The 25,785-nt window shown below is 45.8% G+C and carries 20 protein-coding genes and 1 pseudogene; 3 read left to right on the top strand and 18 right to left on the bottom strand.

Going from position 1 to position 25,785, the window contains the following annotated elements:
• Positions 1–245 precede the first annotated feature (245 nt).
• Positions 246–2,066, top strand: a complete 1,821-nt coding sequence (locus tag PK654_RS05810) for an Ig-like domain-containing protein (protein WP_271698261.1) — start codon at positions 246–248, stop codon at positions 2,064–2,066.
• 90 nt (positions 2,067–2,156) lie between these two features.
• Here PK654_RS05810 and PK654_RS05805 read toward each other — a convergent pair whose 3' ends face one another.
• The 7 genes from PK654_RS05805 to PK654_RS05775 all read right to left on the bottom strand — a co-directional run bounded on the left by PK654_RS05805 (position 2,157) and on the right by PK654_RS05775 (position 10,527).
• Positions 2,157–3,794 (bottom strand): hypothetical protein, encoded by a 1,638-nt coding sequence (locus PK654_RS05805; protein ID WP_271698260.1) that lies wholly within the window; start codon positions 3,792–3,794, stop codon positions 2,157–2,159.
• A gap of 287 nt (positions 3,795–4,081) precedes the next feature.
• Positions 4,082–5,449, bottom strand: a complete 1,368-nt coding sequence (locus PK654_RS05800) for a sigma-54-dependent transcriptional regulator (RefSeq protein WP_271698259.1) — start codon at positions 5,447–5,449, stop codon at positions 4,082–4,084.
• 323 nt (positions 5,450–5,772) lie between these two features.
• On the bottom strand, positions 5,773–7,026 hold the full coding sequence (locus PK654_RS05795) for a hypothetical protein (protein ID WP_271698258.1): 1,254 nt from the start codon (positions 7,024–7,026) through the stop codon (positions 5,773–5,775).
• A 30-nt stretch (positions 7,027–7,056) separates the two neighbouring features.
• Positions 7,057–7,995 carry a DUF2860 family protein gene (locus tag PK654_RS05790; protein ID WP_271698257.1) on the bottom strand — a complete coding sequence of 313 codons (939 nt, stop codon included), beginning with the start codon at positions 7,993–7,995 and terminating at the stop codon, positions 7,057–7,059.
• Positions 7,996–8,128: 133 nt separating this feature from the next.
• The gene (locus PK654_RS05785; protein WP_271698256.1) at positions 8,129–9,007 is read right to left on the bottom strand and encodes an AEC family transporter; all 879 of its coding nucleotides are present in this window, start codon (positions 9,005–9,007) and stop codon (positions 8,129–8,131) included.
• A 113-nt stretch (positions 9,008–9,120) separates the two neighbouring features.
• Entirely contained in the window at positions 9,121–9,744 is a 624-nt protein-coding gene (locus tag PK654_RS05780) for a bifunctional 4-hydroxy-2-oxoglutarate aldolase/2-dehydro-3-deoxy-phosphogluconate aldolase (RefSeq protein WP_271698255.1), read from the bottom strand.
• A 330-nt stretch (positions 9,745–10,074) separates the two neighbouring features.
• Complete coding sequence (locus tag PK654_RS05775) at positions 10,075–10,527, bottom strand: type II secretion system protein (RefSeq protein ID WP_271698254.1); 453 nt, start codon at positions 10,525–10,527, stop codon at positions 10,075–10,077.
• A 349-nt stretch (positions 10,528–10,876) separates the two neighbouring features.
• On the opposite strand from PK654_RS05775, the gene PK654_RS05770 reads away from it, so the two are divergent.
• Both PK654_RS05770 and PK654_RS05765 read left to right on the top strand, forming a co-directional pair.
• A complete protein-coding gene (locus tag PK654_RS05770) occupies positions 10,877–11,677 on the top strand; it encodes a type IV toxin-antitoxin system AbiEi family antitoxin (protein WP_271698253.1) in 801 nt (266 codons plus the stop codon).
• Positions 11,661–12,584, top strand: a complete 924-nt coding sequence (locus PK654_RS05765) for a nucleotidyl transferase AbiEii/AbiGii toxin family protein (protein WP_271698811.1) — start codon at positions 11,661–11,663, stop codon at positions 12,582–12,584. Before PK654_RS05770 ends, PK654_RS05765 begins: the two co-directional genes overlap by 17 nt.
• Before the next feature lie 279 nt (positions 12,585–12,863).
• Here the strand turns inward: PK654_RS05765 and PK654_RS05760 are convergent, their stop codons facing one another.
• The 11 genes and pseudogenes from PK654_RS05760 to PK654_RS05715 all read right to left on the bottom strand — a co-directional run bounded on the left by PK654_RS05760 (position 12,864) and on the right by PK654_RS05715 (position 25,564).
• Positions 12,864–13,109 carry a hypothetical protein gene (locus PK654_RS05760; RefSeq protein WP_271698252.1) on the bottom strand — a complete coding sequence of 82 codons (246 nt, stop codon included), beginning with the start codon at positions 13,107–13,109 and terminating at the stop codon, positions 12,864–12,866.
• Positions 13,085–14,257: a methyl-accepting chemotaxis protein gene (locus PK654_RS05755; protein ID WP_271698251.1), complete on the bottom strand. Its 1,173-nt coding sequence runs from the start codon at positions 14,255–14,257 to the stop codon at positions 13,085–13,087. The genes PK654_RS05760 and PK654_RS05755 overlap by 25 nt, the downstream gene beginning before the upstream one ends.
• A gap of 101 nt (positions 14,258–14,358) precedes the next feature.
• On the bottom strand, positions 14,359–15,171 hold the full coding sequence (locus PK654_RS05750) for a nucleoside-specific channel-forming Tsx family protein (RefSeq protein ID WP_271698250.1): 813 nt from the start codon (positions 15,169–15,171) through the stop codon (positions 14,359–14,361).
• Positions 15,172–15,210: 39 nt separating this feature from the next.
• Entirely contained in the window at positions 15,211–16,458 is a 1,248-nt protein-coding gene (locus PK654_RS05745; RefSeq protein WP_271698249.1) for a NupC/NupG family nucleoside CNT transporter, read from the bottom strand.
• A gap of 68 nt (positions 16,459–16,526) precedes the next feature.
• Complete coding sequence (locus tag PK654_RS23005; protein ID WP_443088727.1) at positions 16,527–16,778, bottom strand: YgjV family protein; 252 nt, start codon at positions 16,776–16,778, stop codon at positions 16,527–16,529.
• 12 nt (positions 16,779–16,790) lie between these two features.
• Positions 16,791–17,717: a nucleoside hydrolase gene (locus PK654_RS05740; RefSeq protein WP_271698248.1), complete on the bottom strand. Its 927-nt coding sequence runs from the start codon at positions 17,715–17,717 to the stop codon at positions 16,791–16,793.
• A gap of 223 nt (positions 17,718–17,940) precedes the next feature.
• Positions 17,941–18,606 (bottom strand): Crp/Fnr family transcriptional regulator, encoded by a 666-nt coding sequence (locus PK654_RS05735; protein WP_271698247.1) that lies wholly within the window; start codon positions 18,604–18,606, stop codon positions 17,941–17,943.
• Positions 18,607–18,665: 59 nt separating this feature from the next.
• Positions 18,666–19,892, bottom strand: a complete 1,227-nt coding sequence (gene rbsK, locus PK654_RS05730) for a ribokinase (RefSeq protein ID WP_271698246.1) — start codon at positions 19,890–19,892, stop codon at positions 18,666–18,668.
• 522 nt (positions 19,893–20,414) lie between these two features.
• A pseudogene (locus tag PK654_RS05725) lies at positions 20,415–21,948 on the bottom strand (IS3 family transposase).
• A gap of 323 nt (positions 21,949–22,271) precedes the next feature.
• On the bottom strand, positions 22,272–25,172 hold the full coding sequence (locus tag PK654_RS05720; RefSeq protein ID WP_271698245.1) for a DUF3427 domain-containing protein: 2,901 nt from the start codon (positions 25,170–25,172) through the stop codon (positions 22,272–22,274).
• Complete coding sequence (locus PK654_RS05715; RefSeq protein ID WP_271698244.1) at positions 25,172–25,564, bottom strand: (deoxy)nucleoside triphosphate pyrophosphohydrolase; 393 nt, start codon at positions 25,562–25,564, stop codon at positions 25,172–25,174. The genes PK654_RS05720 and PK654_RS05715 overlap by 1 nt, the downstream gene beginning before the upstream one ends.
• Between the last annotated feature and the right edge of the window lie 221 nt (positions 25,565–25,785).

The following is a 25,785-nucleotide window of genomic DNA, read 5'->3' as shown; positions in this document are numbered from 1 at the left end:
ACAAAGCGACATTTTTGGCGTTCAGTTTTTGCTATTTTTCAAGTCCGATTTCAGCTTCACAGCCTTATTCTTCTTACTGAGACAATTATCAATTAAATTTGGAACAAAGGTCAAATACCGACCATTTATTGCTTAATATTTAATCGCATCATTTGTTAACATTCATGTAACCCATTTAGAAATCACAACGGATTTGGTTTATTTATATTTCACAAGGACGCTTTTTTATTGGTAAGACAACTGTTATGGCAACTATCCGCACCCGGCTCCTTTCTACCCTTTCTAAGATAGCTAACTGTTTTTTAATCGGCTCTATCGCTCTTTCTGCTGCTGTTCTGGCAACTCCGTCAACCACAGGAGAGCAATCTACGCTGGTTATTCTGGTTAACTTTCAGGAAAACCCGAACGAAAACCCTATTTCAGCGACTCAGGCAAATGACCTTGTGTTTGGCGAAGTAAACCAGTTTTATCAGCAGGGTTCCTACGGCCAGACATGGCTGGCTGGGCAGACTGCCGGCTGGTACACATTGCCGCTGTCAAATCAGGAGTGCAATTATGGTGCCGTACAGGTTGCCGCCGATAACGCCGCCATTGCTGACGGCGTGGTTCTGGAAAACTACCAGCGCATCGTCTATCTGATGACTCAAACTGCTTGTCTGGAAGAAGGCATGGCGACAATGGACGGAACTCCTTCCCGCTCCTATATCAACGGCGTATTTACTTCACGCCTGATTGCCCACGAGCTTGGCCACAACTTTGGTCTTTTCCACTCACACGCTCTGGACTGCGGAGACGTTACACTGGCGAGTAACTGCACTCATAAAGAGTATGGCGACACCTATGATGTAATGGGTAAAGATGATATCGGCTATTTCAACACCTTTCAGAAAGAGCAGATGGGCTGGCTGAACGGCGAACACGCCACTGCCGTTAATCAGGTAAGCAACAGCGGTATCTACCCTATCGTTCAGTACGAATCTACAGACAGCCAGCAGCCTGTTGCGATTAAAATCCCGAGAGGAACAGACCCTGAATCAGGCCTGCCAAGCTTCTTCTATATCGAGTACAGACAAGCTGTCGGCTTCGATGATTTTCTTGCAGAGCGTTCTTACACCTCTTTCCGCGAAGACGTTACCGACGGTATCGTGGTACGTATGGCAAATGAAGGCGATGCAGACAGCAGCTATCTGCTACATATGAACACTAACTCACAGTATAAAGAGATTTATGGCCGTAATGACTGGAAAGACCCGGCGATGAAGGTAGGCAGCAGCTACACCGACCCTCTTTCCGGCGTAACCTTCAGCCTTGTCAGCGCCGCTAACGGCGTTGCGGAAGTTGAGGTTAACTTTGGCAGCAATAACACTTGTACCTATCACGCACCGACGCTTTCTTCATCTGCAGTAAACGGAACGGAAGCAGCAGCAGGACAAACCCTGAGTTACAACGTAAACATCACCAATAACAACAGTGCAAACTGCTCCGCAGCCACCTTTGACCTTCAGGCCAACACTCCGTCTGGTTGGGTATCTACCAGTGACTCAGTATCGCTGGCGTCAGGTGCAACGGCACAAGTGACTATTGATGTCACCTCAACAGACAGTGCGACTGCCGGAGAGTACAACCTGGACTTCACGGTTTATCATGTTGAACAGTCGTCCACCACACAAACCAGCAACAGCTATACGGTTACTGAAGTACAGGCAGCACCACCGGTGGCACAAAATGACAGCATTATTATCAGCTCTAAAACCGCTGTTGAGTTCGACGTACTGGTAAACGACATAATGCCACAGCCTGAACTGGTATCAGTTACTGGCTTTACTCAGGGTAACAAAGGCAGCGTCACCCTGCTGAGTGACGGAACTTTCCGCTATACACCGGGCAAACGATTTAAAACAACTGATAGTTTCAGCTATACCATCAGCGACGGCACATCGACATCCAGCGCAACGGTTACCATCACATTACAAGAGAGCTCAGGTTCAGATGGCGGCTCAGATAGTGGCAGCGATGACGGAAGCGACAGTGACAGCACCAAAGGCGGTAAAGGTAAGAAACGCTAATTTTTAAACAAGCAAAGAATAAAAAGCCCAAGAAAAAATGCCTGATACATGTCGTATCAGGCATTTTTATTATGAGCCGATAATTATTAATCAGAGTTCAGGTGCAGGACATAAGTCGCAACTTGCCTCAACCACCATTGATTCTACATCATCATTAAATATCGCCGTTGTACCAAAGGCCTGAATGGTGTCAGAGAAGGTTCTCAGGTTAGCAGAAGAAACCTCACCATCGACCTCTGCCCCCATAGGTGCAGGTACATAGCTATCAGCATAGTTTTTACAGCTTCCCGGCGCTAAGTCACCAATATTACCAAGTGGAACAACAATACCGTCATGCTCTTCAAAGAGAGTCACATCAAGGATCTTAACGGCAGAGTCATTACAAACCATACCGTTATAGTTTACTTTCAACCCATAGGCCCCGCCCACATCAGCAACGACAACATCACACTCTTTAGTGACATTCAGTTTGCCGGGAACAGAGAAGCCGGGACAAGTTGCTGTACTCTCTTTACTCACTTTAGTCTCACCACCCGGCACAAGTGCAGCCGTTACCGTCGCTTTGTTCAGAATAGAACTAGTCAGGGTTTTAAATGAACCAGAAACGACTTCCGACTCACCAGCATTTAAGGTTCCGACATCAAATATATAGTTACCAACCGGAGTTTGCTCACCGGCAGTGACATCTATAACTTCGATATCATGCAGGGCACCAAATCCAGTATTGGTTACGGTAATTGAGTAGTCATAAATGATCATATCCCCGTCTGGCGTCAGAGTACCGGTCGGACAGGTTTTCACTATCTCAAGATCGCACAACTCAAAATCCTTCAATACAAAGTCTTTCAGCGAAGCGGTAAAAGAGCTTGAAGAGCGGGTTTCAGCCATAAAGCTGCTGAAACAGGCATTACCTACCAACTGAGTTAAGTTAATACCACCTTCATAGAAGCTCTCAATAGGGAAGGTACCAGAAACGCCTGCTTTAGGCGTATAAATCCAAGGGGCAGGCTCTTCATCGGCATTAGTAATAGCGCATACATGGTCGTCATCTGCGGCAAAGGCACAGTTAGCGGCGTCACTACCATCGTCTGATTCAGCTTTCATCCTTAAGTTTTTAGCGGCGCAATCACCGGGGGAAGGATCATTACTGGCCGCCTTGCTGCAGGTAGTGTCCCAGACAATCACTGCGATATAAGGATCCTCGTTGGCGCCCTGCGGGTAATCCACCAACACAAGGGTGTCGTCTTTTACATGCTGACCGGAGAACGAGCCATCTTCCATTGCCACAACCTGAGACTGGAAGAACCAGAAGCCCATAAAGGCATCACCGGTATTTGCGAAGCGGTCTGCACCAAAGTAAATCACTAAATCATTCACTTCAGGGTCAGCATCACTTGGCACCGCATAAGCTGCCGCGTAAGCATTCGTCAGATCATCCTTATCCGGCACCGAACCATGCTTATGAGACCATTGCGGAATGTCCTGAATATCCTTGCGTCCGCCGGTAAAAATAGAGACAGGTGACGGGTCAGCAATAATCCCGGTAAATTCAACGGCATTACTAAGCTGATCCCAGTCATCACCTTCCACCTCTTCTTCGGCTGCCGGATTGCCATCCAGTTCAAACGCGCCGTCATCGTGCACCGCTGACGCCAGCGGGCTGAACAGTGCCAGTAGCAAGCTAAGAAAGAAGACTTTCAAAGCCTGTTCAATACTGCAAATTTGCATAATAAATCTCCTCATCCTTTCACCAGACAACATCACTGAAGCCAGCAAACCGGTAATCATTATTCCGTTTATTCTTTGCTGCTGAGCAGTAGCCACCGCAACAATGCAGGAATAGAGCAAAAGACAGGCCAGATATTTTTCTCTTTATAAACAATACGTTAAAGAAATTGATTTGCTAAAGAAGATAAGGTGAACAGTTTTTATCGTGCAAACACAGAAAAAGCTCATAACAATCAAAGAGTAACAAGAGTGAACAGTTGAACAAGGGATCTGTTAAGCGTGAACAGTCAGATCTTAATATTGCACTTTCTGACCAGTTTATAGAGAGTGGTACGGGAGATTTGCAGCTCTCTGGCGGCGGCGGAAATATTGTTGTTATTGCGCTGAATGGCCGCCAGCAGGGCTTCTGTTTCCAGATGAACTTTATTGCTGCTTCTTTTTTCCGGATTTCGGTTTTGCGAATAGCGGATACCCAGATCTGCCGCAGAAATCATGCTGTTCTCGCACAGCACCACAGCCCTCTGGATACGGTTTTTCAGCTCGCGGACATTACCGGGCCAGGAGTAACTCAACATGGCCTCAATAGCCTGATCAGAAAATGTTATATCCGGCCCCTGTTTCTGATACAGGGATAGAAAATCATTGGCCAGCAGTTCAATATCCTGCCTTCGTTCTCTTAACGCCGGCACCTGAACGGGAAGGATATTAATCCTGTGATAAAGATCTTCACGAAACTGGCCTCTGTCTACTGCCTGCTCAATGTCTACGTGAGTGGCAAATACAATACGGCAGTCGACTGTTATTCTGCTACCGCTGCCTAGCCTCTCTATGGTGTTATCTTCCAGAAAACGCAACAGATTCACCTGAGACTCAAGGCTGAGATCGCCGATTTCATCCAAAAACAGGGTTCCCTTATCAGCCCGCTCCAGATAGCCGATATGCCGTTTCGCTGCGCCGGTAAACGCGCCCTTCTCAAATCCGAACAGCTCTGAATGGATCAGGTTAGAAGGTAAAGCAGCACTGTTCACAATAACAAAAGGCCCATCTGCACGAGCCGAGTTTTCATGAATCCACTGGGCGCATAAGCCTTTACCGCAGCCAGTTTCGCCGTTGATCAATACCGTAGCATCCACAGACGCCACCTTCTCCAGCAGCTTTTTCAGTTTCTGCATCGCAGCAGAGCGGCCTGACATCACCGCTTTGGGGCTGCTCTGTTTTTCTGTCCTTGCATAGGCTTTGTTCCGTAACCTTGCCATACCGTAGGCATGACCAAGGGTATGCGCCAGCTTATCCCAGTCGACAGGATAGTGATGATAATCGAAAAACAGCATGGGGTTGCGCTTTACCTGACCGTATTCAGAAAAGCTGTTATCACAAGACAATGCAATCCAGATGAGGTTTTTATGCTGGCGGATAAGAGCAGTCAAACCGTTAAAAACCCGCTGTTGAGAATCAGAACAGATGGCCACAATAGCAACAGAGATTTTGTGGGATGCAATAGCCTCTCTGGCTTGTTCCAGTGAACTGACATAGACACTCTGCCAGCCGATTTTTGCCAGTTCGTCTTCACAATCGAAATCCGGATGCACGCTCAGGTTAAGGCACAATACCTTCCTGATTCGACCACACTGATTATCGATTGATGACCCAGCCATAACATGAAATTCCGGACAAACATTAAAGGCAAACAACTCTCATTTGCACTCTTCCTGTTTAACTATGGCCGCTGTTGGCGGTCAAGATCAAGCAAAGCGCGTCCCAATGCTGATACTGAGGGGCAATTAAGCGGGCGGAATATTCAAACGCTTTCATCCTTACTGGTGATGACTTAGGACAAACGAAAAAGCTGCCGCGATAACACATCCGGCAGCCCGATTAAGAAAAAAGATCCCGTTAAAACAGCGTTAAAAGGACCAGCGTTAAAAGGACAGTCCCTTATAAGAGAACTCAATGACTGAGGTTAAGTCATAAATATCAGCTATTTAATCACCGATATCGGCAATACCCCATCGGTAAAACTCAGAGCCTCAATACTGGTTAAGCGGTTAACGCCATCGCGGTTAGCGCGGTGATCGTCCACGACAAGCGTTGCGCCCTCACGGCGGATATCGTACTCGTATCGTAAACCGGAGAAGACCACAGTATTTTCACCCTGATTACCGCTGATATTGTTGTCTAACTCATTCACCACTACATTTACCGGATTATTACCTGTCAGGGTAATGTCCTTCAGATAACGCGACTGATTGGTGTATAACAGTTCACTGTCGAACTTAAGGCTGAAGGTGCCGTTGAAACTCTCATCAATGCGGGCATTGTAAGTAAGGTAAGGCTGGAAAAAGTCCGTCATTACCCTGTAACCTCTCGGGTCACGCTGTTCTACCTCTTCACGGGTTGAAGCGATGTAAAAACCCCACATGCCCCAGCCGCCGGTATACTCATCTAACATGCGCAGAGGCTGATGTTTATACGCGCCCCACAGCCCGTAGTAAGAGTCCGCCACCGAGGCTAGATACTCTTGCGACAAACTGTTCTCTTGCCTTAACTCCTCCAGCCAATCTTGCACCTCTGAGCTCATTGCCCAGATTTTACCGTCAAGGGCGGCCACCTGAGCACGGCGGATCTCCGCCTGATAAGCCGGAAGCGCACCGATAAACTGGTCGTAACCGTCTACGCCGATACCGTAGTCGTGCACCAGATGCAGGATCTCTTCAAAGGTGGCGTCCCTGTGCTCATAATTCTGAGCCATATACCATGGGCCGCCTTCTACCTGAATCTCATCATGAAACAGAGGCTGAGCTTCGAGCTCTGCTGCGTCGTTAGTGCCGTCGTCACTACCGTTCAGCAACATCAACACAGCACCGTTATCGGCCATTTTATTGGCCACCGCACTCTTGTTGCTGCCAAATTTCGACCCCTTAAAATCCGTCAGATAATGCTCCAACACAGAGCGGGCGCGAATAATCTGGTTATCGGTCAGTTGATCCTGCGACACAATATGTATCGCTTTACCGTTCGGAGCCACTACAGAGGTATAACGGTTAAAACGCAGCTCACCGGTAAACTGATCCGCCAGAGCAACCGGCACTTCAGAAATACCCAAATTGTGCTGAGCCTGCGAAATCGAAAAATTAACAGGCGGCAGAGCAGATGCAGAACCGGAAAACAATGATCCACAGCCAATCAGAGAAGCTATCGCAACGGGCAGTATTGCCGCTTTAAAAGGGGTCATAAAGTACTCCTGCTTAGTTATCGTTCGCTATTAAAACTCGTAGCTAAGGGCAACGCCTAAACCAAGCTCTTTAGTGTCGTAGAAATTGATGTTGGACTGTGTAGCCGAGTAGTTCAGGCTGGTCTCGATATACCAGTTTTCCCAGTCAAATGGCTGCTCATAACCGTGGCTGACACCGACAAAGTAGCCGTTGTTCTTCTGCTTCTTATTAAACACAGGGTTAGTCGCACTAAAGGTTTGGTTAAAGTAGCCCGCTTCCATCATGATCATATGGGCATCAAGCTCCAGCATATAAGTAAAGTCCAGACCATACTTGTTGTAGCTCATTGCCTTACCGTCGGCAGAGAACTTCTCATAGCTCAGGCCTGCACCCGCCATGGACACATCACTAACCGGAATCATCTGAGAAATACCAAGATTGTAGCCTTTACCGTCACGCTTCAGCTTAGAAGCCGCACCGGCAAAGTTGCTGCCTGACTTCTCTTTATCTACATCTACGGTAAAGTAGCCGGCAGTAACCGAGGTACCCATCTGGTTAAAGTTCTCGTAACCTAGCTCAAAACCCGTCATCTTCACGTCGGTTTTCTTTCTGGCTGAGCCCGTTACATAAGGATCCTGCCAGGTTTCATCTTTAACCAGACCCGGCATCAGCATTAGCGAAACAACCGAATCTTCTTCAACTTCAAACAGGTAACCAAGGCCGTCAGTTCCCAACATCACCTGATGGTTATTATCGTCACCAAAGGTATATGTCAGGTTACCGAAAGGCAGAAAAACAGCGTCAGATTCAGACTTGCCCTTCTTGTTCAGGTTGCCCTTAATGGTTGCGTTATCAGTGTTGAAGTTTGAGGTTGAGCTTTCGTAACCGGCAAAAATGCCAACATTACCGCCAAAGCCCTCTTCTCCCAGCTCAGCGAATGCAGATTGAGTGACTAAAAGGCTTGCCGCCGCCAGACAGATTTTTTTCATAGGATATTGTCCCTGCTATTTAATTGAGACTTGATCCTAAATCGGGGGTTGTGAATGGGCGGTGAAAGATAATTTTCACGAATGCACTTTTTTCATGATTCATGAAAAAGCCAAAAACGTGAAAAACGAAGATCTACCCCAACGACAACGCCAGCGTAAGCAGTAACGGAAGAGAGAGAATGCTGAAGAAGTTGCCGAACAGCACCATGGAAGCCACATTTTGTGGTTCGATTTTAAATCGCTCGGCGAACAGATAGCACATCACGGCCGGAGGCAGCATGGTGAACAGCACCATCATTTGCAGTTGCATGGCAGGTAGCGGGATCAGGAAATAGATAACCGCAAAAGAGACCGCGCCGCTGGAAAGGGAAAGTAGAGAACTGAGCAGCCCTACCCTTAAACCACTCAATTGAATAAAGCGCATCTGGCTGCCGAGGGAAAGCAGCATAACAGGCACAGCCGCCTGCCCCAACAAAGAGGTTGCTTCATACAGAGGTTTCCAGACAGTAACGCCCGATAGGTTTAACGCCAGTGCAATAACCGCAGCACTGAACATAGGCGTTCGCAGAATCTGTTGCAGCGGATTTCCTTTGCTCATCACCGACACACCGATACTGATATGCAGACAGGCCGACACCACAAACAGCAGCACTGCCGGAGCCAGTGCTGTTTCACCGAAGGTATAGTTAAACAGAGGGATAGCAAGGTTGCCGCTATTGCGGAACATCTGCGGCGGCGCCCACGCTTTGTAGTTGATATTGACCAGACGACAGACTGGTATCAACAGCAAACCGGGCAGCAGAACAGCAACTATTGCGGAGTATATCAGCGGAAGCTGGCTAATATCCAGCGGCATGGAAGTGAGGGAAGCAAACACCAGAGCAGGGATTAAAATATCCATATTGATGCGGTTTATAGGGGCAAAGTCCGGCTTTAACCACCGTCCGGTAATAAAACCGACCAACACCAGAAAAAACACCGGAAACAGTATTCCGACAACCTGCTCAAACATGCTCACCATTCCTTAGATTTAACCACCGGACTCCGCCGGTGGCATTCAGTTGTTCAATATACTGCGTATTGTGGCTGATGAACAGCTACCCTGTCAGGCAGGGCAAAGAAAGCTTAAGCCAGAATATCTCCCACCTGTTTAACCAGCTCCGCCAGCTCGTCCCACTTCTCTTCATCAATAAGTGCACCCGGCACCATCCATGTTCCGCCACAGGCAAATACAGACTTAACGGCAAGATAGTCTTTAACATTGGCAGGGCTGACACCGCCGGTTGGCATAAAGGAGACAGGATACACAGCAGACATTGCTTTTAGCATGGCCACGCCGCCAGAAGGCTCGGAAGGGAAAAACTTAAGGGTTTTAAGCCCCATTTCCATCGCTTGCTCTACCAGACTCGGGTTGTTTACCCCGGGAACAATCACCACTTTGCGCTGCTGACAGTACTTAACGATAGTTGGGTTAAAGCCGGGGCTGACAACAAAGTCGACGCCAGCATCAATAGCTTCATCTACCTGCTCTGTGGTCAGTACAGTACCGGCACCAATCAGCATCTCAGGAAAGGCTTTACGCATATTTTTAATTGCCTGAGCCGCCGCCTTGGTTCTGAAAGTAACCTCAGCACAAGGCAGGCCGTTTTCAGATAAGGTTTCAGCAAGCTTTACCGCTTTATCAGCGTCTTCAATAGCAATAACAGGAACTACCTTCAGTTCCGACAACTTCTCTACAATACTTTTCATCTCTAAACCCGCTTATTGATTGGAGGCATAAATTGCTCAGCAATGAGGTTTCAAGTGTAAGCCATTGTTTGTCAGATATTAAGCTGAAATATTCCTAGGCCCCCTCGCGCCCTTACTCCAGCATAAATGTATAGCTTCCATTCGCTCCAACGCTCCAGCATCGATGTGCACCCCCACCCCTCACTCCAACGCTCTGCGTTGGAGTGTATACAGTAGGTTGATTTAAAGGACATTAGCCAGGCTTATCCTTCTGAACCATTTTTGGGTTCGCCCATTGCTTTACAGAAAGGAGCTGAGCATGTCAGAGGCGATGTTTATTGACTGTGATAATCAGCAACCATCAGATACAACTGTCGTAACGGGAGTGGCTGCTGACACAGCATCTTTATAACTCACATAACATTTGCCATACCACGCTTGCTCTTTTGTAAAACTAATAAAGGCCTCTCTTCCGTCAGCATCACTTCCTCTATTCGTGATATAGACATCAGGGTTATTTATTGAAAAGGCCCTTTTCATATTTTCGATATGTGCCGTGGGATAACCATTTGTTATATAGATGTCGTCTAAAAAGACATACTGCTTACCATCAACACCATCTATAACTGCCTTGGAGTGGACGATATCTGAACCACTTCTTATTGCCGCAGCGATGCTTTTCAGCGTCGCTTTTCTCGCATCGGATTGGAACCCCAATACTTTAGGCGCAGCAGTAACGGACAGCACCGATAAAATCACTATTACGACAATCAACTCTATCAATGTGAAACCATTCACTTTCATAAACTGTATTTACCTCTACCCGATACGTACCAAAACCGACAGATAAAATTAAACACAAAAAAAACGACAAGTAAGTAAGAGTATGTATGGAAGCGTAAAATTTAGTCATTACCGGCAATTTATTGGTATTTTTCTAGGAAGACTAGCGACAAAACTTATTCCGCTCCGGTCTGCATTCCGACGCGCAGCGTGCGGAACGAGATGATCAGAAGAAACCTAACTCACTTTCTGCCAGCATCTCTCATTTAGTTTCTTTTATACTACTTTTTAATACCTAAAGTATTAAAATATCATCCATAATAAACTTATGGTTTATAGAATCAGCAATATTCATACTCAGGACATAAAAATGAACTCAAAAATAAACTGGCTTGTTACGCATACATCAGCGGGTTCATTGGTGCTTCAGCCTTGGCTGACTGAAAATGGCATCAGCTATTCACTGGCGCAAAGGTACACAAAAAGTGGCTGGCTTAAAAAGCTAAGTGCGGGTGTTTACTATCGTCCGGGGGCAACAGAGGAGGTTAAACCAGACTGGGTTGACGCGATTCAGGCCATAGACCAGCAATTACATCTACCTGTTCACCTTGCAGGTTTAAGCAGCCTCAACCATCAGGGGTTAAGCCATTACTTGCCATTAACAGAAGAGCGTGTCTGGGTCGGAAGCAAAAACAGACAATCGCTACCTAAATGGTTCCGTGAGTTCCCTGAGCAAAACTGGTTCTACAGCGGTAGCCATAAGGTTCCGTTACTTACTGAACGAGATTTCAAAACCATAACCATCAAAGGAAAAGAACTAAAAGCCAGCTGCCCTGAGTTAGCAGCCTATGAAGTGATTGATGCTGTCGGAAAGCAAATTTCTTTTGAGCATGCCGCAGAGCTGTTTCAGGGATTAGTTAATTTGAGTCCAAGAAAAGTGCAATCCATACTTGAGCGCAGTAGTTCAGTACAAACCAATCGGGTATTTTTATTTCTGAGCCATTACCACGGGCATCAATGGGCAAAACACCTTGATGAAACGGCTATCCAACTAGGCTCGGGAAAGCGGCAAATTGTAGAAAACGGACAGTTTGACCAACGCTATCAGATCACAGTGCCGAAGGGGCTGAGCATAAAAGAGAGCCATTATTATGATGGAGAGGGAAGCTAGCTATTACAAACAAGTCGCTTTGCTTGTCCGAATACTGCCTATAGTGGCATCAGAACCAGCATTCGCCCTCAAAGGTGGCACTGCCATCAACCTGTTTGTCAGAGATCTTCCCCGCCTTTCCGTAGATATTGACCTTACCTACTTACCCAAAGAACCCAGAGATGAAGCTTTAACCAATATCCGGACAGCCCTACAACGAATAGCGGTACAGATAAACAAACAGCCAAACACAAAAGCGGTCGTTCAGGACAACAAAACGGATGAGCTCAGAATTATTGTCACCACTTCGCAAGCAACAATAAAAATAGAAGTGTCACCAGTTGCGAGAGGATGTCTGCATAAGCCTCAAACCCTAACAGTACAAGAGTCCGTAGAAGATGAGTTTGGTTACGCCGAAATACCCGTTGTAAGTATCCCGGATCTCTATGGCGGGAAGTTATGTGCAGCTATGGACAGGCAGCATCCTCGTGATCTATTTGATGTTCTGGTGCTGATTAAAAATGAGGGTATTTCCAGAGAGATATTTGTCGGCTTCATTACTTACGCATTAGGCCATCCGAGGCCGATAAATGAGTTAATGACACCAAACTGGCGTTCGTTAGATAAAGAGTTTCATATTGAATTTGAAGGAATGACGGTTTCAGCTGTTAGCTTAGACGAACTGAAACAGGTGAGACAACAAATGATAGAAGCACTACAAGTGCATTTCACAAAGCGTGATCATGACTTTTTGTTGTCCTTCAAACAAGGAAATCCCGACTGGACACTGTTTGACTACCCCGACGTAGCCGAACTACCTGCGGTTCGCTGGAAGTTACATAACATCTCCCGTTTAGCTCAGAATCAGACGAAGCACGATGAACAGTTATCAAAACTGAAAAAAGTGCTTGATGAGTGGCTTAAGTAAAACTCCCTCTCGCTCCAATGCTTCGCGTTGGAGTGTATACAGTAGGTTGATTTAAAGGACATTAGCCTGATTTGTCTTTCTGACCCACCTTTTGGTTTCGCCCCTGCCCGGGCGAGCAACTTTTGCCTGCGGCTGCAAAAGTTACCAAAAAAGCCGTTTGTTTAGAGTGTTATTTGGCTTAGGCAGAACCGTTTTGTAACTCGCCTTTCTGACGAAAGCCTCAGACACGACAAAACTATTCACCTTTGTTATTTGATTGCCAACCTCAACTGTTCACCCTCACCCTACCTCCACATCGTTCATTAGCAGGCTGATTTTATCGGACTGAATGTTAAGAGTGCTGATTTCACTTCTGGTGGCTGAGATAAGCTGCACAATACTGTCCGATTCCTGACGGATACTGATTGCGTGGCGGGCAATCTCTTCTGTTACCTCTCTTTGTTCTTTGGTAGAGCGGGCAATGTCGCCGTTGTGTTCAGAGATCAACTGGCTCTTCTCCGCTACAGAAAGGTTGTTAGTGTCCACCCTTTCCAGCAGAGCCCGCAGTTTTCAACGTTGCTGACAATATGCCCTGTCAGCGAGCTAAGAGCCTGACAATGCTCTTTCAGAAACACTGTCTTGTTCTGAATCTCTTCGGTAGACTTTTGCGCGCTGCCGGCTAGGCTTCTTACCTCATCAGCGACAACAGCGAAGCCTCTGCCAAGCTCACCGGCTCTTGCCGCTTCAATCGCTGCATTCAGGGCCAGCAGGTTAGTCTGCTCAGAAATGTAATTGATAGCCGACACAGATTTATCTATCACTTCGCTGATCTGATCCAGTGAGGTAACGGCCTCAGAGACTTTATAAATACTGCCGGAGAGTTCATTGAGCGCCAGTTTTGTCGCTTCAACTTCACTGCAACCCTGAGAGACCATCTGCAAAGAGCTCCCTGCCAGCTCAGAAGAACCGGACGAAAAACTGGCAACATCATTTACCGATGTAGCCAACTGTTCCGTTGCCGTACTCAGGCTCTCCAGCCCCTTAAGCTGATGGGCAGCCATCTTTTCACTGCTTTCAACAGAACGTTCTATCCGCTGGCTGAGATCGCGCACCAATTCAACAATGTTTCTGCTCTCCCGCACCAGATTTTCCTCCCTCTCTGCCACCCTGTCGACTGCCATACCAATGCTGCTGAACTCATCCCGGGAGGGCATAAAGTGGGTACGGGTTGTTAAGTCGCCATCGGCCAGTTCATTCAGCGCCCTGTTAATGCTAAACATTGCGCCGCTGATATTGGTGACGATCCAGTAGGCAAAAACGGTGACCATAACCGCCACAGCACCGATGCAAAGCAGGTGAAGATCCGTAACGTAACCGTAGATATCTATCTCGCCGTTTTTCATTACCGTTTTATGGATCTCTTCTGCCACTATGGTCTGAATCCGATCCCCGTGGCTATCAAGTGCTTCAGAACCATTCGTTTCAACAAACTGGTTCACCCTTGCTGCAATGGCAGGGGCAAACTCCCGCTCATTTTTAATCAAGGTCTCGATCAGGCCATCGTTAGCACTATCAAACACAGATTTCAGAAGCAGCAAGGGCAAGAGCATCAAGCCAATTAACAGCAAAAACTTCTCACGCAGTTTTAACCTGATTAACTGGCCGTCTATCCAACGAAACTTAACTTCATTCATCACCTTACCTCCCGGGAAGAAAAAAGGCGCATTCACTGCGCCGGATAAAAAGCACCGCTGATTTTCTTAGCAGTGGATCATTGGTGCTTAACAGCGGATCATCAGAACTTATACGTTGCTGCGATATAGTGGCCAATCCCTGAAGACTGAGGCTTATCACCCAGTGCTCCGTCTTTAAGGCCGAACACATCATCATAGGCTTTCAGGCCGTAACCCAGCGCGTAACGTTCCGAATGCCAGTAGAGGCCATGGAACATAGCGCCACCACGGGAAGTTTTGGTTACAGGTTTATCGTCCATAGCAAACTGATAATCGAAATAGCCCTGATAAGAGAGGAACGAACCGTTGTCGAAAAAGTAAAAAGGCTTAAACCAGTTGGCCGATAACTGATAACCGTCCCACTTTTTATCGTTGCCGTTGTAATAGCGATAAAGGTTTACGCCAACCTTGCCGAGCCATGGCAGCTCTACATCTGCACCAAGGCCTATCTTCTGGTTGTTCACATTGCTGTTGCCGCCCCACTCCATCAGGGTAGAAATATAAAGCTCTTTCACCGCTCCGAATGACAGATCTTTCTCTGTTAAGGCATCCAGAGAAACACGCGGTGCAAACTTCATAAAGATCTTCTCTGCACCATTTTTATCGCTGTTGCTGTCGGAGGTGAGATTAAACACATCCACATAGCCATACAGGTCGAAAATGCCGGAACGGCCGCCAAATTCCATCTCCAGATAGTCATGGCTGGACTCAGTAAAACCCTTTTCGTTAAACGCTCCCATCAGGTTAAACTGCATCCACTTATAATCATTTTTATGAATATCACCATCGGTGTAATCTGCCGCTACAGCCTGACCAGACAAAGCACCGCCTGCTACTGCCGCTCCGAGGCACAAAGTGAGTATGTGATTTTTCATGCTACTGTTCCTTTTGTTAAATGAACTGGCTTTGCCCAGTTACAGAGCCAGAAAGAGGCCTGCCAGAGTTGCAGACATAAGATTGGAAAGCGTGCCGGCGATAACGGCCTTAAGGCCGAAGCGGGCAATTTCATGACGACGCTGAGGCACAATGCAGCCAAGGCCGCCAAGCAAAATGGCAATAGAGCCAAGGTTGGCAAAACCACACAGGGCAAAAGAGATGATCGCCTTAGTGCGCTCGCTCAGAATTACATCCGCGGCATCGGCCAGATACGGGGCGAAGTTGGCGTAAGCAACAAACTCGTTAGTTACCACCTTCTGGCCGATAAACGAGCCGGCGATCAGCACCTCATCCATAGGCACGCCAATAATGAAAGCAAGTGGCGAGAAGATGTATCCCAGAATCAGCTCAAGGGTCAGCCCTTCGAAGCCGAATACCCCGCCGATACCAGAAAGCATGCCGTTAATCAGAGCGATCAGGCCGATAAAGGCGATAAGCATGGCGCCAATGTTAAGGGCAAGCTGAAGACCGGCAGAGGCACCGCCCGCAGCGGCATCAAACACATTGCTTGGCTTGTCATCCGGTGCAATGTCCGCCATAGGATCAGCTTTATCGTTCACCTCTTCGGTTTCCGGCTTAATCAGCTTGGCAAACAGAAGCCCGCCAGGTGCAGCCATAAACGAAGCCGCCACCAGATACTCCATCTTTACGCCCATAGCGGCATACCCCGCCAGTACGCCACCGGCGACCGATGCCATACCGCCACACATAACGGCAAAGAATTCAGATTTGGTCATGCCCATAACATAAGGGCGTACTAACAGAGGTGCCTCTGTCGCTCCGACAAAAATATTGCCCGTGGCTGAAAGGGATTCAGCCCTTGAGGTGCCAAGCACCTTCTGCAGGCCGCCACCAAGAAAGTTGATCACCCGGCCCATAATGCCGAGGTAATAAAGAGTGCTGATTAAGGCAGAGAAGAAGATGATGATTGGCAGGCTGGAAAAGGCGAAAATAAAGCCCACTCCCGGCACACTGAAGTTAACCAGATTGCCGAACAGGAACCCAATACCGCTGTTTCCGTAAGCGATAACGTTGTTCACCGCGGAAGAGACAGCAAATAAAATGTCCTTTCCGACCGGAATGTAGAGTACAAAGGCACCAAACATAGCCTGAATGGCAAATACGCCACCCACAGTGCGTAATTTAATCGCCTTTTTATTGTCTGATAATAAATATCCAAGGAATAATAATACAATTATCCCTACTATACTGATGATAGCATCCATAACAGTTACCTTTTGTTTATTTGGGTACGTTTAACGGAATAAATAAAACAATGGATTAAATTATTTATTCATTTCTCTTTTTGTGAATGTTTCTTTGTGAATATTGTTTTTTGAAAATACAATTTAAATAGATAAAAAAGGTTAATAACAATGCAGGCCGAGTTAAACAGCATCACAGGTAAGGCATTGATTACAAAACCGTAGTACACCCACACTGAACAGCCCACAATGTTTATATACCTGAACTTTCTGAAATCTTTCATTAGTAACGAGATTATAATAAAAACAGAAGCCAGATAACCTATATAGTCAGCAAACATAATATTCACCTGTTAATCTGAAAGAAGTTCAATCAGTTTATTTTTAAATCCGGAGGCATCTATTTTGGTAATAATATTTACGTTGTGCTTATTACCGGTAACATTAAACCTGTCCAGCATAAACTGGCCGTAACACTTGTCACTCTTATGCTCAATTTCACCGAAGGTGCTGAACTGGCTGACAATCAACTCCGGGTAAAGCGCCACAGCAACCGCCGTCGGGTCCGGCAGGTCAAAACCATCCTTGCCCAACGACTTATTGAACTCAATCAACGTCTTGTTGCAACGCACAGAGAACTGCCCGAGTTCACCACACTCATTAAGCTGAGCGATATCCTGTTGGTTAAGGAAGGTTTCATCCATGCAGACATCCCAGCCAATCACGGTTTTCTCAACATCGGCTTGAATAACAATGCTAGCGGCCTCTGCATCAACCCAGAAGTTAAACTCCGCCACCGGGGTAATGTTGCCCGGGCCTAAGCCGGTTCCGCCCATAATATAAATATGTTTAATCAGCCCCTGAATGGCCGGATCTTTACGTATAGCCATCGCAACATTGGTCAGTGGCCCGATAGTGATAATCTCCAGTTCACCGGGAAAGGCGTAGGCATATTCGATAATTTTATCTACCGCGTTCCCTTCTGCCACCATCAATGAAGGCTCCGGCAGGTTCATATCGCCCATGCCGTCTTCACCGTGCACATTTTCACAGGTGTGAAGGTCACGCAGGATCGGGCGGGCCATGCCTTTATAAACCGGCGGCGCATAAGTCGCTGCCTTCTCAATCGTCACCAGCGCATTTTTGCTGGCGGTATCCAGCGGGCAGTTACCACATACCGTTGTAATGGCCTCAATGCTGACTTCCGGCTCCCTCAGTGCCATCAACAGGGCGACTGCATCATCGGAGGCGGTATCTGTATCAATTAAAAACTTTCTCATACCTTACTTACTCATACCTTGCTTACTCATACCTTGACTACAAATAGCGTTAATAAATAATTCAGCATCAGTGTAAGGATTTTGCCTGATGGCTAAGTGGACATATGTCCTTTTGACTGCATAAGAAATTTGAAGTCGATCAAGATATTGCTTTGTTGACAGAAGTGAAAATAGGTCTGAATCAGACTGAGAAATTGCCCTTTGACGGCTTAACTGAGTGTGTTTAACGGAATGAGCTAAACAAGGTATCGTGGCTTATTACACGCACCTGTTTACGCCTGAGTTCGATAGCGCCTTGCTGCTCCAGTTTTTTCAGCACCCGGTTGAGATGCCTGACAGACACCCCGAACATAGAGGCGATGGAGCTGCGGCTTTCCAGCATGAATTCCTCCCCCTCAAACTTCATTTTTTCAGAGAGGTAACATGCGACACGATATTCCAGCGGCTGGGCAACCTTATTGTGAATGCTGACAGAGAAGTTCAGCTTTTTGCGGATATAACGGATGATAAAACGCAGGAACAGCGGATCGTTATAGGCTTCTTTTTTCAGGAACTGAGTGCTTAACGAGAACAGATAACAGTTTTCCAGAGCAATCACATTGCTGAGGATATTCATCTCCTCAAACAGCTCCAAATCCCCCAGAATAGAGAACGGCGTCTCGAATGAGAAGGTGGTATGAGAGCCGTCCTTGTGGCTGCTGTCGACCTGCAACTTTCCCTGCAACAGAAAATAAATGAACTCCAGCTTATTGTTCTGGTGGTAAAGGTGTTCGCCCTTTTCCAGATAAGTAAGCTGAAGGTTATCCAGAATATAGGCGGGTAGCTCGCTGTCGAGATGAAACTGCCTGGCAAACCTCATCTTTAACTTGTGATTAGCAACCCGCTCCATAGCTTTCCTTAATAACTTTCTTTAATAAACAACCTTTGATGGTGAGTATAGAACACCCGTTAACGCAAACTTACCAGCCGCTGCTCCACCAGCGATGAGTCCGGCATATTGGCGGCGCCTACCCTTTCAACCTTCAGTGAGGCGTAGGCCGAGGCGTATTTGGCGGCATCTTCCAGCCTTCTGCCCTGCCCCAACTGGGAAACCAGAGCACCGTTAAAGGAGTCACCCGCGCCTGTGGTATCAACCACGGCGGAGTTAAACACCGGCACCTCAGTAAAGCGGCCGTTTTCATAAACCAAAGCGCCCTTTGAGCCACGGGTGATCACCACACTCTCAACCCCGAGGTTATGGATGATTTTGGCAGCGTTTTTGGCATCGTCCAGTGTTTCTACCGGCACACCAGCAATCTCTGAAGCCTCAGTTTCATTAGGGGTGATGATATCCACATAAGGGATAAGCTGGTTTACCTCCGGCTTAAACGGCGCAGGGTTTAGCACCACCTTAACCCCGCTGCCACTTGCCATACGCATGGCAGCCAGAATGGCATCGGTATTGGTTTCCAACTGGGTAACCAGAATGTCCGACGCCACAATACGGCTCTCTGCGGCGGCCACCTCTTCAGGCTGAATGTGCACATTGGCACCGGAGTTAACCGCAATCATATTCTCACCGTTTTCGCTGCTGACCATAATCAGAGCGTTACCTGTAGGCTGGGTTTCTGACTCCAGAATGATATTGTGATTAATGCCGGTTTTACTCAGGTGCTCTTTAGCGAACAGGTTAAACTGATCGTTACCGATTTTGGTCATAAAGGTTACCTCGGCACCGTTTCTGGCGGCGGCATAAGCCTGATTGGCACCTTTACCACCCGCCCCGTAACCGCTGCTGTGCGAGCTGACCGTTTCTCCGGGAACAGGGAACCTGTCCACATTGGAGGTGATGTCCACGTTAAATGAACCCAAAACAAAAACCTTATTACCCATGCTGTTTAACCCCATAGTGCTTTTATTGCTGTGCGGACTGAGATGCAGATAACTGCTTTCCATCACAATCGACATTAAGCTGGCGTCCAGACTGTAGCGACCGGCCTGATAATGGCTGGCCTTAGTGACCCCGCCGTGCACACGCTTAATAAGCTGCTCCTGCTCCAGTTGGCGCACATCGCAACGTATGGTTTTAACCGACACCTTAAGCAGCTTTGCCAGCGTGTTGTTATCAATTTTCTGGTGAACGTTTACCAGTTTTAAAATGGCCGACAGCCTTTCGTTTGAACTTAGCTTTTTCATACTGGGCATTCTATGGGGAAAAATTTGGGGCGACTGTGACCCTTAATATAGAACACAGGGCAAAACGAACAAACTGGTTCGCTTTGGAAACTAGCAATAAAACGTAAAGCTACGAGCCAGCCGACAAAACAGCCATTGCACCTAAGCCTATGTTTTTATACCCTGTTCCGGCACTGGCAAAATCCAGTGACGGGATTGGTACCCCGACCTGTTTACCTACAGCGCAGCAGAACTAGCATTCTGATACTGCGTAGCTTCTAATACCTGATTTTCAGCAAATTGATGAAGTTATATTCGATTTGTACAAAATTATGGTGAGCTGGGCGGGGCAGCATTATGCTGGCCGCTCTCGTAGGTAGTGGTAGTACCAACCCCGTTCAGTTCACCACCCTTTAGATTGGTACCTTCTGTGTGGTGATTTATAAACAATTACCTACGGAGGCCAATATGGCTGATTTAAAACTTAAACGAGAAATAGATAACCGGCGTTTTTCAAGATAGTTGTCACTATTTGCTTAGTTTTCAAGCAACTTCTTTTTCTGGGTTCAGATGAACTTCTCCGATCGGTTCACAGTTCCTGATATTCCGTGACCAGCGTTCTGGCTTTTGCCTTCGGTGTTCCATCAACACTCTTTCACGATGCTTCAAGATTTCCATATCTTTACCGTTGTGACGCTCCGATGGGGTCACATAGTTTAATCGGCTGTGCTTATGTTCCGTGTTGTACCAGTTAGCGAAGGTCTCTACCCACACACGGCTTGCTTCAAGACTATTAAAACCGCCAGACGGCCAGCTTGGCACATACTTAAGCGTACGGAACAGCGATTCCACATAAGGATTATCATCACTGACTCTTGGACGGCTATAAGAAGGTGTGATCCCCAGCTCTTCCATTTTCGCTTTTAACGTAAACGACTTCATCGGTCCACCGTTATCTGAGTGCAGAACCAGAGGCTGGTTGAAGCACTGTTCACGCATCAGCGTACGTTGTAATAACTGCGAAGCCAGCTCTCCGCATTCACGTTCATGCACCTCGTAACCTACGATTTTTCTGCTGTAGATGTCTTCTATCACATACAGATAATAATATTGCCCGCGGACACCTGACGGGAGATAGGTAATATCCCAAGTAAAAACCTGATTAGGAGCTGTTGCGGTGTAGCTCGTTGGCCTAGATGCCTTTTGTCGACTACGCTGGCGTCCTCTGCGGTTAAGTTGTCCTGCTGCTTTCAGTACGCGATAGAAGCTCGACTCTGAAGCTATATAGTCACCTTTGTCCAGTAACGTTGGTACAATCTGAGTCGGTGGCAGACTTGCGTACTCTGCGTTGTTGCTCACATCGATGATGGCTTGTCGTCTAGCTCTGTGAGCTTGTTAACTGGCACTGGTCGCGGAGCTATCGGCCGTTGATCTTCCTGAACCTCTCCATCTTGATACCAGCGGCGGTAAGTTCGGAGATCTATCTCAACTTCGTGACATGCGTTTTCCAACCTACAGCCGCTTTGGCGAGCCTCGTGTATAAGTGTGATCAGGCTTTGCCTTTCATAGGTCGAGGTTAATCGTCCTCTGGTTCTTCCCCGTAAAAGGCTCTCAGCTTTTTTCTCAGCACCAGCAAGGCGGCAGTTTCAGCTAAGGCTTTTTCTTTATGGCGGAGTTCTTTCTTTAACTCTTTGATTTCTCTTTTATCTTCTTTGGCTTGTTTCTTCGCTTGGGCTTCTCGTTCCTTACTGGACATGAAGCCTTGCATACACTCACCGCGCCACTCTTTAATCTGCTCGGGATAAAGTCCTTTCTCACGACAGTACTGGCTTAGTTCGTTCTCTGTCATGGAATAAGTTTCTGCCACAACGGCCAATTTAGTTTGAGCTGACCACTGCTCGGAAGAAGTATTACTGTTTGGCACAACGGTTCCTGATTCTCTGAGTTGTTTTCGCCAATTGTACAGGGTTGCTTCATGAATTCCTTCTTCGAGCGCCACTTCTGCCACTGACCGGGAGTACGGAGGTAACAACTTCTTCAGTACTGCTTCTCTTCTTTCTTGGGAATAACGAGCCATTCTTTACTCTGTTACCGCCCCTAACTGGTTAAATTTTAACAGTGACAACTATCCTGCCAGAGGGGGTAACCTTCCCCTGCTGGCACGCGACTATCTCGCCACCCTGCACGCCACCCAAACCGGCACCGACCAAGACGAGCTATACACCGTACTGGTTTATCTGCATGATTTGATCACGTTTGATGAGAAGGAACAGGCGAAGGATTCGAGCTTACATCTCGTAGACTAGAAATATAACTAGTTAATGAGGGGTTATAATATTGCCCAAAAGCACCAATACTTGACCTTAGTATTGGTGCTATTTTAGTTTTAGGAAACGAGTATTATTTTTCAACAATATAGGAATATATATCTTGTCTAACTTCATCAACCATATCAAAAACAACTTTAACCACAGATGTACCCGAGATTTCAGTTTGCTCAAAGCTATCCTTCTTCGGCTCTAGATCTCCCATATAATAAAAGTCGTTACCCTCAACATTATGCTTTTTAACAAATAATGGTAAGCGAGGAACGGAATTCTCTGAAGCAAACAACCTTATTTCAGGGCTATTTAACGTTCTTTTAGATTTAGACATCCAGCCAAACATTGATTCATTGATAAAATGGTCTTCATATTTTGTAGTATCAGCAATATCGTCAGCTTTATGGTAATTAACAAATATCGGACAGTTAGTTTTGTCCTTGCTAACCATGTAGCCTCCTACATTCTGCGGGTTAGGATTCTCTGACCACCCTAAAACTCTAAAGACATCTTTTCGTGAGTACTTCCTATATAACTGAAATCCATCTCGGAAGTCATTCAGCTTGAAACCTTCGGAGTACTTGGAAATTGCATATTCAGTACTATCAAGCAAATAACGAACAAATGTGTCATCTTCTAATAATGGGGAAAAACTGTCGTTCCATGAGAGAACATTATCATCTAGGTTAACTATTGATATATTAAGTTTGTCTCCAACAGCAACGTTTTTACCACCACTACGAGCAGTTACAAAACGAAGATTTAAATTATGTACTGCTGACGTTGCAGTTCCTAAAGTTAGTTCAAAACCAAATCTACGTAGAAGCTCAGCCGAAATATCATTGATAGTACAAGCGCTATTTTCGATAAGTGCTTTCAGAATAATGCTTTCTTCTACACGCTTGGCATTATTAATTTCTTTCGAAAGAACAGCCAATAAATCGGTTTGAATCTCGCTAAGCCTTGGAAGAGATTCCCCTTCTTGCTGCTTTGAAAAGTTGTAATAAGATTTAGCATACTCAACATAAGCAAAAGGATCGCGGCTACCAAACTCAACAAAATCCATCATCTTTGGTGCGTAACCTAACTTATATTTCAATAAGTTATAGTCTTTAACTAAGTCACGTTTAGTCTGGAGGTTTGTTGTATCAATTGAGTCATAAATACGCTCTTTAGAAATCTTATCAAAGCTAACTGACGAACTTCCCGGAATGTAACAGTCATCACCAGAGACTAAACGACGTAAGTTGTCTTTGTTGTAAGATCGGTCACCGTACAGTGCAATCGGCACCATAAAGTTGTTCCTGTAGTTACCTATAAAATCAATAACAGTTAAGTACTCTTTGTTATCTGCCTTTCGAAGTCCACGACCCAATTGCTGCACAAAAATGATGGCTGACTCTGTAGGGCGTAACATCACAATCTGATTCACCGATGGAATATCAATCCCTTCATTGAAGATTCCTACTGAAAATATGTAGTCGAGCTTTTCATCTTCATTGTCTGACTCTAGGCGGGAAATTGCCTCGTCTCTTGCTGTTTCGTTATGTTTTCCAGTTAAAGCAACTGAGCGAAGTCCATTATCGTTAAAGGCCGATGCTAAAGCTGTACATTCTTCGATGTTTGAGCAAAAGACCAATCCTCTTACTCTTCCGTTATCACAACCATACCGATCAAGATAATTCAGAATATGCTTAACACGTTCTTCTCTAACCAAGAAATTGATAGCCGAAACATCATCTACAGATTCCCCATCAATCGTTAGATCCGTTACACCGTAGTAATGAAAAGGAGACAGAATATCCATCTCTAAAGCTTGTTGAAGACGTATTTCATACGCAATGTTGTGATCAAAAATCTTATATACATCTAAATCATCTGTTCTTTCAGGAGTAGCAGTCATACCCAAAAGAAATCGAGTATCAAAGTGATCTAGAATTTTTTGATAAGACTTTGCACTAGCTCTATGGGTCTCATCGATAATGATGTAATCAAAAGAATCCGATGCAAATTTAGCTAGATGCTCATCTCTGGATAGGGTTTGCACCGTTGTGAAGATAAAGTCACTATCTGTATTAGCATCAGATCCGCTATAAAATCCAAAGCTAACATCATTAGGAAATAAGCTTCGAAATGTCTCCATCGCTTTTTTTGCGATATTTGCTCTATGAACGACAAATAATAAGCGTTTTGGTTTTACCTGAAGGGCATCAAACGCGGATAGGTAAGTTTTTCCTGTTCCTGTAGCAGAAATAAGTAACGCTTTGTCTGCACCAGAGTCCCGAAGTTCAGAAAGATTGTTTAATGCTTCTTTCTGCATTTGGTTCGGTTTTATCTCTATACTTTTATGGTTTTTTCCTAGCTGTTGAACTTCCTTTTCAAACGTTTTCGCTTGCGAATAAATAGCTTCGTAGTCTGAAACGAATTTATCTGTTACAGGTACAGCAGTTTCAAATTCATGTTCAAATTGGGCGAGAGACTGAAGGTAAATGGCGCCTTTTTCAGTAGTAGCAACTTTTAAATTCCACTCTTTGTTCGTAGTCAGAGCGTTTGCCGTTAAATTACTACTCCCAATGATCAACTGATGAGTATCTGCATCCCCAAACAAATAGCCTTTAGCATGAAAATTTGAATCGGTAGCTATTTTCACCTCAATGTTGTCAAATTTAAGCAACTCTCTTAAAGCTTCTGGTTGGGTAAAGTTTAGATATTGAGATACCAGAATTTTCCCTCGAACACCTCTTTTTTCCAACTCAATCAGTTCTTGCTTGATACAGGCAATACCACTAGTAGTAACGAAGGCGGTAGAAAACCAAAATCGATCACAATAATTCAATTGATTTCTAATAGCGGTTAAAACTTTTCGTCCTTGACCATCATTGAATAGTAAATCTGGTTTAAGTACATGTTTACAAGCATGACTGCTATCAACATAGCCTGCCGTTAAAGCATCTGACAATTCGCTCACTGCATTGACCATCAAGCTTCCTTTAGTTTTTCAACAAAAGGAATATCTGCCGCAGCCCAATCTAAATTTGGTAACTCTTCAACTGACAACCACTTAGCATCAATGTGTTCCGTTAGAACAATATCTCGATTCTCTACAGGACAAATATAGGCATGCATCGTGATATGGAAGTCTGGATAAGTATGATCGACAGTCATAAAGTAATCAGCTGTAGAAACATCAAGATGAAGCTCTTCTTTCAGCTCACGGATAATCGCCTGCTCACCACTTTCACCTTCTTCTATCTTTCCACCCGGAAACTCAAATTTATGGTGAACATAGTCATATTTCGCAGGTCCACGCTGAACACACAACGTTTTATCTTCATGCTGAATTATGGCTGCCACTACTTCTATCGATTTCATCTGTTTTTCACTTTAAAAGAACATAATCCACAGATTTTAATACTTTTATAGGAAAAGAACAGCTCCAGAATAGTGTAAGGCTGAAAACTGATACCAATACACACTGACAATCCGTGATACCGGAACTTGACTCAATCTATTTAAATCACATTCACTGGATTAACTTTAGTTACTTCTAACACCAATGACGTAATCTCAACCACAACCCACTGAATTAAAAG

The organism is Vibrio sp. SCSIO 43137 (assembly GCF_028201475.1).
Lineage (GTDB): Bacteria > Pseudomonadota > Gammaproteobacteria > Enterobacterales > Vibrionaceae > Vibrio.
The sequence above is the reverse complement of the archived record's forward strand: the minus strand, read 5'-3'. Positions and strand labels throughout refer to the sequence as shown.